The sequence below is a fragment of the Pseudomonas sp. LAMO17WK12:I10 genome (assembly GCF_900215185.1).
Classification (GTDB): Bacteria; Pseudomonadota; Gammaproteobacteria; order Pseudomonadales; family Pseudomonadaceae; genus Aquipseudomonas; species Aquipseudomonas chlororaphis.
In genome coordinates, this window is record NZ_OBDX01000008.1 from 68757 (window position 1) to 82479 (window position 13723).

The 13723-nt window shown below is 63.1% G+C and carries 11 protein-coding genes and 1 pseudogene; 7 read left to right on the forward strand and 5 right to left on the reverse strand.

All coding sequences use genetic code 11. The features are described 5' to 3' along the window. Window positions 1–9 precede the first annotated feature (9 nt). Entirely contained in the window at window positions 10–2541 is a 2532-nt protein-coding gene (gene ligD / locus CRO75_RS11385) for a DNA ligase D (RefSeq protein WP_097135336.1), read from the forward strand. Window positions 2542–2615: 74 nt separating this feature from the next. Here the strand turns inward: ligD and lpxO are convergent, their stop codons facing one another. Next, window positions 2616–3515, reverse strand: coding sequence for a lipid A hydroxylase LpxO (lpxO, locus tag CRO75_RS11390; RefSeq protein WP_097135338.1), 900 nt, complete (start codon window positions 3513–3515; stop codon window positions 2616–2618). A gap of 312 nt (window positions 3516–3827) precedes the next feature. Here lpxO and CRO75_RS33200 point away from each other — a divergent pair. The 3 genes and pseudogenes from CRO75_RS33200 to CRO75_RS11405 form a co-directional block, all read left to right on the forward strand. Next, window positions 3828–4044 (forward strand): annotated as a pseudogene (locus CRO75_RS33200) (integrase); the annotation flags it as partial. A gap of 5 nt (window positions 4045–4049) precedes the next feature. Next, on the forward strand, window positions 4050–5636 hold the full coding sequence (locus tag CRO75_RS11400; RefSeq protein ID WP_009043780.1) for an ABC-F family ATPase: 1587 nt from the start codon (window positions 4050–4052) through the stop codon (window positions 5634–5636). Window positions 5637–5839: 203 nt separating this feature from the next. Beyond that, window positions 5840–7027: an MFS transporter gene (locus tag CRO75_RS11405; RefSeq protein ID WP_097135340.1), complete on the forward strand. Its 1188-nt coding sequence runs from the start codon at window positions 5840–5842 to the stop codon at window positions 7025–7027. A gap of 1 nt (window position 7028) precedes the next feature. On the opposite strand, the gene CRO75_RS11410 is transcribed toward CRO75_RS11405, so the two are convergent. Both CRO75_RS11410 and CRO75_RS11415 read right to left on the reverse strand, forming a co-directional pair. Further along, a complete protein-coding gene (locus CRO75_RS11410) occupies window positions 7029–8066 on the reverse strand; it encodes a hypothetical protein (RefSeq protein ID WP_007926435.1) in 1038 nt (345 codons plus the stop codon). A gap of 241 nt (window positions 8067–8307) precedes the next feature. Beyond that, entirely contained in the window at window positions 8308–8919 is a 612-nt protein-coding gene (locus CRO75_RS11415) for an FMN-dependent NADH-azoreductase (RefSeq protein ID WP_053261073.1), read from the reverse strand. Between the two features lie 129 nt (window positions 8920–9048). Between CRO75_RS11415 and CRO75_RS11420 the strand changes: the two genes are divergently transcribed. Continuing rightward, window positions 9049–9957, forward strand: a complete 909-nt coding sequence (locus CRO75_RS11420; protein WP_097135342.1) for a LysR substrate-binding domain-containing protein — start codon at window positions 9049–9051, stop codon at window positions 9955–9957. Between the two features lie 23 nt (window positions 9958–9980). Further along, window positions 9981–10325 (forward strand): MmcQ/YjbR family DNA-binding protein, encoded by a 345-nt coding sequence (locus CRO75_RS11425; protein ID WP_062825815.1) that lies wholly within the window; start codon window positions 9981–9983, stop codon window positions 10323–10325. A gap of 154 nt (window positions 10326–10479) precedes the next feature. Here the strand turns inward: CRO75_RS11425 and CRO75_RS11430 are convergent, their stop codons facing one another. After that, window positions 10480–10905, reverse strand: a complete 426-nt coding sequence (locus tag CRO75_RS11430; RefSeq protein ID WP_009048895.1) for a DUF1294 domain-containing protein — start codon at window positions 10903–10905, stop codon at window positions 10480–10482. Next, window positions 10905–11735, reverse strand: a complete 831-nt coding sequence (locus CRO75_RS11435; RefSeq protein WP_097135512.1) for an undecaprenyl-diphosphate phosphatase — start codon at window positions 11733–11735, stop codon at window positions 10905–10907. The genes CRO75_RS11430 and CRO75_RS11435 overlap by 1 nt, the downstream gene beginning before the upstream one ends. A 284-nt stretch (window positions 11736–12019) precedes the next feature. Between CRO75_RS11435 and CRO75_RS11440 the strand changes: the two genes are divergently transcribed. Continuing rightward, window positions 12020–13654: a methyl-accepting chemotaxis protein gene (locus CRO75_RS11440; RefSeq protein WP_097135343.1), complete on the forward strand. Its 1635-nt coding sequence runs from the start codon at window positions 12020–12022 to the stop codon at window positions 13652–13654. Window positions 13655–13723 lie beyond the last annotated feature (69 nt).

Sequence of the window (13723 nt, forward strand, 5' to 3'; positions counted from 1 at the left end):
TAGTGGGTCATGGCCAAATCCCTGAGTGAATACCAGCGCAAGCGCAACTTCGCGATCACCTCGGAGCCGGCGGCGGACAAACCCTCCGCCAAGTCCGCCTCGGCCCTGCGTTTCGTGATCCAGAAGCACGATGCGCGCAACCTGCATTACGACTTTCGCCTGGAACTGGGCGGCAGCCTGAAAAGCTGGGCGGTGCCCAAGGGTCCGAGCCTGGACCCCAGGCAAAAACGCCTGGCGGTGCATGTCGAAGACCACCCGCTGAGCTATGGCAATTTCGAAGGCAGCATCCCCGCCGGGCAATACGGCGCCGGCGACGTGATCGTCTGGGACCATGGCGTCTGGCAACCCCATGACGACCCCGCCGCCAGCTATCGGGCGGGCAAGCTCAAGTTCACCCTGATCGGCGAGAAGCTTGGCGGCGACTGGACCCTGGTGCGCACCCATATGCGCGGCAGCGGCGACAAGGAACAGTGGCTGCTGATCAAGGAGCAGGATGCCCAGGCGCGACCGAGCGACGAGTACGACGTGGTCCAGGCCCTGCCCAGAAGCGTGCTCAGCGGTGCCACGGTGGGCGACAGCACAGCCGCCAGCGCCAAACCCCAGGCCGCAAAAAAAGCCGCGAAGAAACCATCGGGGGAAAAAGCCGTGGTCCTGCCGCAAAGCCTGGCGCCGCAGCTGGCAACCCTGGTGGACAAGGCGCCCAGCGGCGACTGGCGCTACGAGATCAAGTTCGACGGCTACCGGATCCTGGCGCGAATCCAGGACGACGAGGTGCGCCTGCTGACCCGCAACGGCCACGACTGGACCAGCCGCCTGCCCCAGCAAGCCAAGGCCCTGGCCGCCCTGAAACTCAAGGACAGCTGGCTGGACGGCGAAATGGTAGTGCTCAACGACGAAGGCCTGCCGGACTTCCAGGCGCTGCAGAACGCCTTCGATATCGGCCGCAGCGTGGACATCATCTATTACCTGTTCGATGCGCCTTTTCTGCAGGGCGAGGACTTGCGCGAAACGCCGGTAGAGGAACGCCGTCAGGCGCTCAAGCAGGCGCTCGGGCGCAAATCGAGCAAGGTCCTGCGCTTTTCCGAAGCCTTTGCCGCCCACCACCAGGACGTCCTCGAAAGCGCCTGCGCCCTGTCCCTCGAGGGGGTGATCGGCAAGCGGGCCGGCAGCCCCTATGTGTCGCGCCGCAGCGCCGACTGGATCAAGCTCAAATGCCGGCTGCGCCAGGAGTTCGTGGTGGTCGGCTATACCAAGCCGCAAGGTTCGCGCAGCGGCTTTGGCGCCCTGCTGCTGGGGGTCAACGACGCGAGCGGGCTGGTGTACGCCGGCCGGGTCGGCACCGGTTTCGACCAGAAGACCTTGAAGCAGCTGCATGAGCGGATGCAGGAACTTGAACGGGATTCATCGCCCCTGGCCAAGCCTTTGACCTCGGCCCAGGCCCGCGGCGTGCACTGGATCGAGCCGCAACTGGTGGCCGAAGCCGAGTTTGCCGAGTGGACCCGCGAGCAGGTGGTGCGCCAGGCGGCGTTCATCGCCCTGCGCAGCGATAAGCCGGCCAGGGAAATCGTCCGCGAACGGCCGCAGACCTCCAAGGCCGTCGAGACCCGCAGCCAGAGCACGCCCGCCCGTTCGGATAAGTCGGCCGCCCACAGCGTCGCCGGGGTCAGGATCACCCACCCTGAACGGGTCATCGACAAGCAGTCTGGCACCACCAAACTGCAACTGGCGCAGTTCTACGCCAGCATCGACGAGCAGATCCTGCCGCACCTGCGCGACCGGCCGGTGTCGTTGCTGCGGGCCCCTGAAGGGGTGGAAGGCGAGCAGTTTTTCCAGAAACATGCCGAGCACCTGGCCATCCCCCATATCCGCCACCTCGACCCGGCGCTGGACCCCGGCCACGCGCGCCTGATGGAAATCGACAGCACTGCGGCGCTGATCGGCACGGTGCAGATGGGCACCCTCGAGCTGCACACCTGGGGCGCGACCCACGACCAGATCGAAACCCCGGACCTGTTCGTGCTCGACCTCGACCCGGACCCGGCCCTGCCCTGGAAAAGCATGCTGGAGGCCACCCAACTGACCCTTTCGGTGCTCGATGAACTGGGTTTGCAGGTTTTCCTGAAAACCAGCGGTGGCAAAGGCATGCACCTGATCGTGCCGCTGGCGCGCAAGGCCGACTGGGACACGGTCAAGGGTTTCGCCAAGGCCATCGCGCAATTCATGGCGCAGCAGTTACCGGAGCGCATTACCGCGATCATGGGCCCGAAAAACCGGGTCGGCAAAATCTTCGTCGATTACCTGCGCAACACCCGCGGCGCCAGCACCGTGGCCGCCTATTCGGTACGGGCCCGCCCCGGGCTGCCGGTCTCGGTGCCGATCGCGCGGGATGAGCTGGGCGATGTCCGGCATGCCCAGCAGTGGAATGTGGCGAACCTGAGTCAGCGCCTGGAGGCCTTGACCGAGGATCCATGGCACGGCTACGCCCATCGGCAGCGGATCACCGCGAAGATGTGGCAGCAATTGGGGGCGGACAAGCCTTGAGGAAATGATTGCGGGCAAGCCTCGTTCCTGCAGAACCCATGCAGGAGCGAGGCTTGCCCGCGATCAGGGGCGAATCAGATGAAGATGAACAGCAGCAACAGCGCAGCGAAGATCGCCCACTTTTCCAGGTAATAAAGCTTGCGGTTGCGCTTTTTCAGCTCTTTACCGCGCAGGCGGATCTTGTACAGCCTGGTGAAGGCGCGGTTCAGGCCCCCGGTGCGGTCGCCGGCATCGTTGGGCGAACCGGCGGCGGCCATCACGGTGCGGCTGAACCAGCGGTTGAAGGCGGCGGCCCAGCGGTACTTCATCGGCCGCTCGACATCACAGAACAGGATGATGCGGTTCTGCTCGGTGGTGTTTTCCGCGTAGTGGATGTAGGTCTCGTCGAACATCACCGCTTCGCCGTCGCGCCAGTGATAGCGCTCACCGTCGACATTGATGTAGCAACCGGCGCTGTTGGGCGTTTCCAGGCCCAGGTGGTAACGGTAGGAACCGGCATAAGGGTCGCGGTGGCGCACCAGCTTCGAGCCCGGCGGCAGTTCGGCGAACATCGCCGCCTTGATCGAGCCGATGCTTTGCACCAGTTCGGTGGTCCGCGGGCACAGCTTCATCGCCGAAGGATGGCTGTCGCCGTACCACTTGAGGTAGAAGCGCTTCCAGCCGCTCTTGAAGAACGAGTTGAAGCCGACGTCGTCGTACTGCTCCGAACGCTTGATCTCCCCGGCCCTGAGCAGGCTCTGGCCCTCGGCGCGGATTTCTTCCCAGTGGGCCTGCAACGGGCTCAGATCGGGAAAGTCGGCCGGATCGAGAAACGGGCGGTTAGGGATCTTCGAGAACAGATAAAGGAAGCAGTTGATGGGCGCCAGGAAGGTCGAGTGATCACTCAGCTGGCGGCCCAGTTTATGGCGCACGCGACCACGCAGGTGCACATACGCGATGGATAAAACGTAAACAGCGGCAATGATGAGTTTCACGGAAATCGTCACATGTCAGAAGAGAACATACTGCGCCCCCACGTGGGCCACCTGGGCCGGGGTCATATGCAGCGTCCGAAAGCGATAAGAGGTCCTGAAGGCACGTCCTTGAGCCCATGCCAATGATGGCATGTGGCAACTGGTCAGCATTTTAGCCACAGTTTGTAACCAAAGGTTAACTCCGATTTGTGAAAATGTGTCCGTCCGCCGTGGCACGACCTAAGTCGCATTGCCCGGGACAAATCCGCCGCGGTGTTTTTTACAACGCCTGACGCTTATCGGCCTGGATGAAAAATCCGTGGGTCACTGTCATACAACTGCCGGCGCACATATGCGACAATGCGCGCCAAATTCCAACATGACCTCCCACCTTTATTGCCCAGCAACTTGGCCATAGCGTCCAGATGTTGCTGTCTACTTATGCTCGCTGGCTCGACCCTGGCTCGACCCTGGCGAAATGGAAAAGCTCCAGAATGCCCCGGGAATGGCCCAAGAGCCCACACGATGCTCGCAACCCCTTGATAGGTAAAGTAATTGATCTCCACAGCTAACATCACGATGCAGTTCGGCGCCAAGCCGCTATTCGAGAACGTTTCGGTCAAGTTCAACGGCGGCAACCGCTATGGCCTGATCGGCGCCAACGGTTGCGGCAAGTCGACTTTCATGAAAATCCTCGGCGGCGACCTCGAGCCGTCCGGCGGCCAGGTCATGCTGGAGCCGAACGTTCGCCTGGGTAAATTGCGCCAGGACCAGTTCGCCTACGAAGAATTCACCGTGATCGACACCGTGATCATGGGTCACGAAGAGCTGTGGAAGGTCAAGGCCGAGCGCGATCGCATCTACTCGCTGCCGGAAATGAGCGAAGAAGACGGCATGGCCGTGGCCGAGCTGGAAACCGACTTCGCCGAGATGGACGGCTACACCGCCGAATCCCGCGCCGGTGAACTGCTGCTGGGCCTGGGCATTCCCCTGGAACAGCATTTCGGCCCGATGACCGAAGTGGCTCCGGGCTGGAAGCTGCGGGTCTTGCTGGCCCAGGCGCTGTTCTCCGATCCGGAAGTGCTGCTGCTCGACGAACCGACCAACCACCTGGATATCAACACCATCCGCTGGCTGGAAACGATTCTGACGGCGCGTAACAGCACCATGATCATCATTTCCCACGACCGTCACTTCCTCAACAGCGTCTGCACCCACATGGCCGACCTGGACTACGGCGAGCTGCGCCTGTTCCCGGGCAACTACGACGAGTACATGACCGCGGCGACCCAGTCCCGCGAGCAACTGCTGTCGGACAACGCCAAGAAGAAAGCCCAGATCGCCGAGCTGCAGACCTTCGTCAGCCGCTTCTCGGCCAACGCCTCGAAAGCCAAGCAGGCCACCTCCCGCGCCAAGCAGATCGACAAGATCCAGCTGGCCGAGGTCAAGCCATCGAGCCGCGTCAGCCCGTTCATCCGCTTCGAACAGACCAAGAAGCTGCACCGCCAGGCCGTGACCATCGAGCAGATGTCCAAGGGCTTCGACGGCAAGACCCTGTTCAAGAACTTCAGCTTCACCGTCGAAGCCGGCGAGCGCGTGGCGATCATCGGCCCGAACGGCATCGGCAAGACCACCCTGCTGCGCACCCTGATGGGCGAGCTGACCCCGGACGCCGGTTCGGTGAAGTGGACCGAAAGCGCGGAGCTGGGCTACTACGCCCAGGACCACGCCCATGACTTCGAAGACGACGTCAGCCTGTTCGACTGGATGGGCCAGTGGACCCAGGGCGAGCAAATCATCCGTGGCACCCTGGGCCGCATGCTGTTTTCCAACGACGAGATCCTCAAGTCGGTCAAGGTCATCTCCGGTGGCGAGCAAGGTCGCATGCTGTTCGGCAAGCTGATCCTGCAAAAGCCCAACGTACTGGTGATGGACGAACCGACCAACCACCTGGACATGGAATCCATCGAGGCGCTGAACCTGGCCCTGGAAAACTACCCGGGCACGCTGATCTTCGTCAGCCACGACCGTGAGTTCGTGTCGTCCCTGGCCACTCGCATCATCGAGCTGAGCCCGAACGGCGTGACCGACTTCAGCGGCACCTACGACGACTACCTGCGCAGCCAGGGCGTGGTGTTCTAAGGAACGCCCGCTGGTTGCCAGTCTGCAAGCCCCGTCCTGGTGACGGGGCTTTTTTATGCCTTATATAAAAGCAGCGACTTGCGCTGAGCTGGTCCCTGGCACCGCAAATACCCGGCCATAAAGAAATCGTTAGCCTGCTTCCTTTTATTTCCGGCCCGCGCCATGATGCGGTTCTCCAACCGCCCGCCCGCGAACGAGCCCTCATGTCTGCGCAACAACAGCCCGTGCCCAGCTCCATGGCGATCACCCTGCAGATCGTCGCTATCGTCTTCTATACCTTTATCGCGTTTCTCTGCATCGGCCTGCCGATCGCGGTGCTGCCGGGTTACGTCCACGGCGAGCTGGGCTTCAGCGCGGTGGTGGCCGGGCTGACGATCGGCTCGCAGTACCTGGCCACCCTCCTCAGCCGGCCCATGGCCGGGCGCCTGTCGGACAACATCGGCACCAAACGGGCGATCGTCTACGGCCTGGCGGGGATTTTCCTCAGCGGGCTGCTGACCCTGGCGTCCACCCTCCTGCAAACATTGCCGCTGGTCAGCCTGGGCGTCCTGTTGCTGGGACGTTTGCTGCTGGGGATGGCCCAGGGCCTGATCGGCGTGGGCACCATCAGCTGGTGCATGGGCCAGGTCGGCGCCGAGCACACCGCGCGCTCGATTTCCTGGAACGGCATCGCCTCCTATGGCGCGATTGCCATCGGCGCGCCACTGGGGGTGGTGATGGTCGCCGACTACGGTTTCGAAAGCCTGGGGCTGGCCCTGTCGCTGCTGGCGGCCCTGGCCCTGCTGCTGATCCGCAACAAGCCATCGGTGCCGGTGATCCGTGGCGAGCGCCTGTCGTTTCGCGCGGTGTTCGGCCGTATCGCGCCGTACGGCGCCGGCCTGAGCCTGGCGTCCATCGGCTACGGCACCCTGACCACCTTTATTACCCTGTTCTACCTCAGCCGCGGCTGGACCGGCGCGGCCTATTGCCTGACGGTATTTGGCGTGTGCTTCATCCTCTCGCGCCTGCTGTTCATCTCCAGCATCAGCCGGTTTGGCGGCTATCGCGCAGCCATCGCCTGCATGAGCATCGAGACCCTGGGCCTGATCCTGCTGTGGCTGGCGCCATCGACGGCGTTCGCCATGATCGGCGCCGGGCTCGCCGGCTTCGGCCTGTCACTGGTGTACCCGGCACTGGGGGTGGAAGCGATCAAGCAGGTGCCCAGCACCAGCCGCGGCGCCGGCCTGAGCGCCTACGCGGTGTTTTTCGACCTGGCGCTGGCGATTGCCGGGCCCTTGATGGGCGCGGTGGCGTTGAACCTGGGCTATTCGTGGATTTTCTTCTGCGCGGCGCTGCTGTCGCTCGGCGCCCTGGGCCTGACCCTGCTGCTCAAGCGCCGGGCCGACGCCTGAGTCACTGATCCGCGGTCTGCATCCCGGCCCGGCTCGGCTTGCCCAGGGCCTGGGCAAAGAAGCGGCCGGCCTCGGCGATCAGATTGCGGTGGATGTCCTCGCGGTCGACGCCGTCGGCGTCAGTGCACAAGGCCGGCATGCTCAGCAACTGCTCCTCGGTGCACGGCGCCATGAACACGAAGTGCCCGGCCCCGGCCAACAGCCTGAAGTCCGGCGCGACCGGCAGCTTGCGGGCCAACGCCGCGGCATTCTTGTCCAGGGCCACCAGCTTGTCGACGTCGCCGCTGTACAGCAGCACCGGCACATGCACGCCGGACAGGGTCTGGCGCCCGAACTTGAGGCTCAGCGGCGCCATCAGCAGCAAGGCATGGACCCGCGGGTCGGCGACCGGTTGCAGGTCGTCGCGATCGACGATCAGCTCGCCCTGGGTATTGCAGGCATCGTGATCGTCAGGGCGCTCCTGGCAGTAGCGGCGCAGGCGGTCCAGGTCGGGGGTCGCTCCGGACAGGATCAACGCGGTTTCGCCGCCGGCCGAGTAACCGATGACCCCGACCTGCCCGGCGTTGACGAAAGGCGACAGCATCGGGTCGGCCAGGGTCGCGGTGATGGCTTCGGAAATCTGGATCGGCCGGCCATAGAGATTGCTCAGGGTCCCCAGCCGGCTGTGATCCTTGTAGTTGTCGCCCGGATGAATCACCGCCACCACCACGAAGCCCTTGCGCGCCAGCGAGGTGGCCAGGTCGTGCAGGGCCAGCGGCGTGCCGGTATTGCCGTGGGACAGCATCAACAGCGGAAAACGGCCGATGGCGACCTTCGAATCCCGGGAGGCGGCGATCTGATAACCCTCGACCTTGCTGCTGTGTTCGATGCCGGTGGAGGGATAGAAGGCAATGGCGCGCATCGGCTGCTGGTCCAGCGGGTCGAGAAAACTCATCTCGTGGAAGCCCACGCTCCAGTGCGGATGGGGCGCGGGCGCGGCGTGCACGATAATCGGGCCGCCGAGCAGGCAGATCAGTGACATTGCCCAAAGACGCATCATGGATGCACCACCTTCCCTACCTGATGAAAACGCCGGTTCACTGTTTCGCTGGCCTGATACCTGAGGTTATCGGGGCCGGGTCAAACCAACGTATGACCCACTCTCTGCATAACCCGCTGCATAACCCGCGCCAGAATAAAAAACGCGAACACGAAAAACTCCGTATTCCGCTGCCTGGAGGGCAACAGAATACAGAGTTTAAAGGGCCTTGCCTGGGGCGTAAGCGACTTTTACACAAGCCTTACGCGGCAGCGAAAAGTTGCTCGCTGATGTGCGCCTGGGCGTCGCTCAGGGCCTTGTTGCGGACTTCGTCGCCATAAGCCAGGCCGTGGGCGCGAACGAATTCGATGTCGGTGATGCCGAGGAAGCCGAACAGCACTTTCAGGTAATCCTCGTGCGCCACGCCAGTGGCCTGACCGGCGTGCAGGCCGCCCGCGGTGGAGACCACCACGACTTTCTTGCCACCGCACAGACCTTCAGGGCCGGCTTCGGTGTAACGGAAGGTCTGGCCGGCGACAGCGATGCGGTCGATCCAGGCCTTGAGTTGGGTCGGGATGGTGAAGTTGTACATAGGCGCAGCGATCACTACCGCGTCGGCGGCCTGGAATTCGGCGAGGGTCGAAGCGCTCAGTTCGGCTTCGTGCTGCTGGGCAGCGTTGCGCACTTCGGCCGGGGTGCCGGCGGCCACCAGGGTGGCGGAGCTGAAGTGGCTGATGGCATCGGCGGCCAGGTCGCGGTAGGTCACTTCAACGCTGGCATCGGCGTTTTTCCAGGCCTTGACCACGCTTTCGCTCAACTGACGGGAAGCCGAGTTGTCACCAAGGATGCTCGAATCGATATGCAACAGTTTCATCTGGGATTCTCCAAGTGAGGATCGCCACCGGGCGATCAATTGAGGACAATCCTACAGATGAAACCAATAGCTGATTAGTCGGCACAAATGCGATAGCTTGTCCCATCAGCAGGACAGTCGAGTCAGGATATGCAAGACCTAAACGATCTTTATTACTTTGCCAAGGTGGTGGAAGCCGGTGGCTTCGCCGCCGCCGGGCGTTTACTGGGGGTGCCCAAATCCCGTTTGTCGCGGCGTATCGCCGAACTGGAAGAACGCCTGCACACCCGGTTGCTGCAACGCACCACCCGCCAATTGAAGCTGACCGCGGTCGGCGAACGTTATTTGCGTCACTGCCAGGCCATGCTGCTGGAAGCGGAAATGGCCGACGAGGCCGTGGCCAGCATGTCCAGCGAACCTCGCGGGCGCCTGCGGGTGTCCTGCCCGGTGGGCCTGGCCCATCATATGTTGCCGAGCGTCATCAGCTCGTTCCTCGAGCAATATCCCCAGGTCCAGCTGGAGATGCAGTTGCTCAACCGCCGGGTCGACGTGGTCGCCGAAGGCATCGACGTGGCGCTGCGGGTTCGCGAGCATGGCGACGAAGACCCCTTGCTGGTGACCCGGCGTCTGCGCCAGGCGCAGACCGTGATGGTCGCCAGCCCGGCGTTCGCCCGGGAATGGCCAGTTCACAGCCCCGAAGACCTGCACAAGGTGCCGGTGCTGGGAGCCCTGGAGGCCGACCGCATGGTGCATTTGCGCATGCTCGACGCCCAGGGCGAGAAATGCGACCTGGTCCTGGAGGCGCGCCTGGGCATCGACGATTTTCTGGTGCGTCGCTCCTGCGCCCTCGCCGGCCTTGGCTGTACCATCCTGCCGATGATGTATTGCGAGGAAGAACTGCAGACCGGGCAACTGGTGCAACTGCTGCCGCAATGGTCGTTGCCCGGCGGCTGGCTGCAGGCGGTCTACCCTCACCGGCGCGGTGTATTGCCAGCGGTCAGGGCGTGGATCGAGCATGTCAGCGAAGCGTTCAAAGGCTGTGGAGACCGCACACTGTGACAGCGCGACAAAAGGAAAAAACCATGACTGAAGCGGATGTGGCGCAATTCTGCCTGGACTTGCCAGGCGCGCGCGAAGACTACAAATGGGGCGGCGTGCGGGTATTTTCCGTGGCCGGCAACAAGATGTTCGCCCTGCAGAACCTGCGGGGCGAGTCACTGGCGTTCAAGGTGGACAAGGAGCTGTTCCTCGGCCATGTCGACCGTCCCGGCATCGGCCCGGCGCCGTACCTGGCCCGGGCGCACTGGATCATCATGCAGACGCCCTACCCGCTGGGCGCCGGCGAACTGCGGGACTTGCTGCAGCGTTCGCACCAGTTGGTGGTGAGCAAGCTGCCCAAGCGGGTCCAGGTCGGGTTGTTACTCTAGGTTCTGTACGACAAGTGGCTGCGCTCGGTCATGCTGCGTTAAAAACAGGCTCGTGCGCGAGTCCGATCGGAATGCTCATTTAGGCCCCTAAACTCCGCTTCCTCGCCTGTTTTTGCCTTGCATGACCTTCGCTCGCCGACTTTTCGTAAAGAACCTAGAACAGCGAGAACAGGCTGCCTTCGAGAAACAGCCGGTCGATCCAGAACACCTGGTGCAGCAGCACGATCAGCCAGAACACCAGTTGATAGGACAGCTTGCGGGTCTTGTGGCGAAACGCCTGCTGCGCCAGCAAGGCACCTGGCCAGCCACCGGCCAGTTCCACGGCGTGCAGGACGTTTTCCGGGGTCCGCCAGCTGTCGCTGCGGGCCTTGCGCTTGTCGCTCCAGTAGAGGAAGAACGTCAGCACGCTGACCGCGCCGTAGGCCGCCAGCGGCACCCAGGAAATCCCCTTCACGCCCAGTAGCAGCGAACCGCACAGCGGTAAGGCACAGAGCAGCAGGAAAACCACCGCCTTGAGCCGTGGCTGCTGGATCCGAGCCCCGGCGGCTTCGCCGGGGCGGTTCTGATTGCGTGCGTTCATCAGGAATGGACCGCGGTCCAGTCGACCCAACCGAACTGCCAGGTGGCGAGGATCACCAGGCCGAAGGCAATGCGGTACCAGGCAAACGCCGCGTAGCTGTGGTTGGCGATGAACTTGAGCAGGCCCCTGACCGCGATCATCGCGAAGATGAACGAAGTGATGAAGCCGATGGCGAACACCGGCAGGTCGTCCGGCTGGAACAGATTGCGGTACTTGTAGCCCGAGTAGACCGCGGCACCGACCATGGTCGGCATCGCCAGGAAGAACGAGAACTCAGTGGCGGTCTTGCGCGACAGGCCGAACAACAGGCCGCCAATGATGGTGGAGCCCGAGCGCGAGGTGCCTGGAATCATCGCCAGGCACTGGGCGAAACCGACCTTCAAGGCATCTTTCCAGCTGATCTCGTCCACCGTGTTGGCATGTATTTCATGCTGCCGGCGTTCAGCCCAGAGCATGACCACGCCCCCCACCACCAGCGCCGTGGCGACGGTGATCGGGTTGAACAGGTACTTATGGATCAGATCGGCGAAAATCACCCCCAGCACCACGGCCGGCAGGAAGGCGATCAGCAGGTTGATGGTGAAACGCTGGGCGTTGCGCTGGGTCGGCAGGCCGGTCACCACGTCGAGGATCTTGCGGCGAAACTCCCAGACCACCGCGAGAATGGCCCCCAACTGAATGATGATGTTGAAAGCCATGGCGCGCTCGCCACCGAAGTTGAGCAAGTCGGCAACGATAATCTGGTGGCCCGTGCTGCTGATGGGCAAAAACTCCGTCAGCCCTTCCACAATCCCTAAAATCAATGCCTGTACGGCGGTCCAAAGCTCCATCAATCCCCCGAAGGTCATGCCGTGGCATGCCTCATAGTTTTTCTTCAATGTTCACTGACGCGTGCGTCGCGGATTCGCAGCCGCAATAGGATCATCATCGCCCCTGAAAATTCCGTGAAAAATCAGCCGGATTCAGGTTTTTCGCGATGAGGCCGAAATCCTAGCAGACAGACGCGATAAACGCTGTCGCGTTGAGAGAATCAGCGGGACCGGACTGCAAGGAGCGCATGACGGATGTACGGGATGTTTCTATTACAAGAACAACAATCGGGAGTGACAGATTCATGAACAGCTTACGCAGAATGTCGATCAGCCGCCGGCTGTGGCTGATCCTGATTGTGGCGGTACTGATGCTGATGACCCTGGGCATGCTGATGCTCAAGCAGATCCGCGACGACCTGTACCAGGCCAAGGCGCAGAAGACCCAGCACGTGGTGCAGACCGCCAACGGCGTGCTGGCCTATTTCCAGGGCCTGGAAAGCGCCGGTAGCCTCGATCGCCCGACGGCGCAGAAGCAGGCGCTGAGCGCCATACGCAACCTGCGCTACGACCAGAACGACTACTTCTGGATCAACGACCTGACCCCGGTCATGGTCATGCACCCGACCAACCCCAAGCTCGACGGCCAGAACCTCGCGGCCATTCGCGACCCGGACGGCTTTGCCGTGTTCAACGAAATGGTGGCCATCGCCAAGGCCAAGGGCGCCGGCATGGTCAATTATCGCTGGCCGAAACCGGGCGCCAGCGAGCCGGTGCAGAAGACCTCCTATGTCCAGCTGTTCCAGCCCTGGGGCTGGATCATCGGTTCGGGGGTGTACATCGATGACGTGCAGGCCGAGTTCCGCAGCCAGGTGGTGAAGGCGTCGGTCGTCGGCATCGCCATTGCCCTGCTCATGGCCCTGCTGGTGTTGCTGATCGCCCGCAGCATCGTCCGCCCGCTGCAGGAAACCGTGCACGCCATGGCCAATATCGCCAGCGGCGAAAGCGACCTGACCCGCACCCTCGACACCCACGGCCAGGACGAAGTCACCGAACTGGCCCGGCACTTCAACGGCTTCACCGCCAAGCTGCGTCTCGTTGTCAGCCAGTTGCAGGTGTCGGCCTCGGCCCTGGCGCAGTCTTCCACCGACCTGGGCAACAATGCCAGCCAGGCCCAGGAACGCAGCCAGCAGCAGTCGCAGCAGATGGAACTGGTGGCCACCGCCATCAACGAAGTGACCTACGGCGTACAGGACGTGGCGAAGAACGCCGAACATGCCGCCAGCGAGATGCGCGACGCCGAAGCCCAGGCCCAGCAGGGCCAGGTCAATATCGACGGCAGCCTGCAACAGATCGATCGGCTCTCGGGCACCATCGACCAGGCCGTGGAAGTGATTCGCACCCTGGCCCAGGAAAGCACCCAGATCGGCAGCGTGCTGGAGGTGATCCACTCGATCGCCGAGCAGACCAACCTGCTGGCGCTCAACGCGGCGATCGAAGCCGCGCGTGCCGGCGAGCAGGGCCGTGGGTTCGCCGTGGTGGCCGATGAGGTGCGCCTGCTGGCCCAGCGGACGCAGAAGTCCACCGCCGAGATTCAGTCGATGATCGAACGCCTGCAGGGGCACTCGGAAGCCGCGGTGAAAGTTATCGGCGACAGCAGCCGGGCTTCGCAACAGACCATCGAGCAGGCCGGGCTGGCCGGTGAAAGCCTGAACGCCATCGGCCAGGCCCTGCGCAACCTCAACGGGTTGAACGCCTCGATTGCCAGCGCCACGTTGCAACAGGCCCATGTGGTCGAAGACATCAACCAGAACGTGACCCAGGCCGCCGGCCTGTCCCACAGCACCGCCCTGGCGGCCGAGCAATCCAGTGCCGCCAGCCTGCACCTCAAGGAACTGAGCGAGCAGCTCAACGGCCTGTTGCGCCAGTTCCGGGTCTGAAGCTGGCCGTGGCGGGGTTTTCGCCCCGCCACGGTTGCCGGCCTTCACTAACATGCAAGGCCGCTTCTG

Bases quoted from the DNA above. Each gene is read 5' to 3' on its own strand.
- CRO75_RS11410 (WP_007926435.1), bottom strand. From the start codon at position 8,066: ATGATGCGTCTTTGGGCAATGTCACTGATCTGCCTGCTCGGCGGCCCG.
- CRO75_RS11430 (WP_009048895.1), bottom strand. From the start codon at position 10,905: ATGAACGCACGCAATCAGAACCGCCCCGGCGAAGCCGCCGGGGCTCGG.
- CRO75_RS11425 (WP_062825815.1), top strand. From the start codon at position 9,981: ATGACTGAAGCGGATGTGGCGCAATTCTGCCTGGACTTGCCAGGCGCG.
- ligD (WP_097135336.1), top strand. From the start codon at position 10: ATGGCCAAATCCCTGAGTGAATACCAGCGCAAGCGCAACTTCGCGATC.
- CRO75_RS11420 (WP_097135342.1), top strand. From the start codon at position 9,049: ATGCAAGACCTAAACGATCTTTATTACTTTGCCAAGGTGGTGGAAGCC.
- CRO75_RS11405 (WP_097135340.1), top strand. From the start codon at position 5,840: ATGTCTGCGCAACAACAGCCCGTGCCCAGCTCCATGGCGATCACCCTG.
- CRO75_RS11440 (WP_097135343.1), top strand. From the start codon at position 12,020: ATGAACAGCTTACGCAGAATGTCGATCAGCCGCCGGCTGTGGCTGATC.
- CRO75_RS11435 (WP_097135512.1), bottom strand. From the start codon at position 11,735: ATGGAGCTTTGGACCGCCGTACAGGCATTGATTTTAGGGATTGTGGAA.
- CRO75_RS11415 (WP_053261073.1), bottom strand. From the start codon at position 8,919: ATGAAACTGTTGCATATCGATTCGAGCATCCTTGGTGACAACTCGGCT.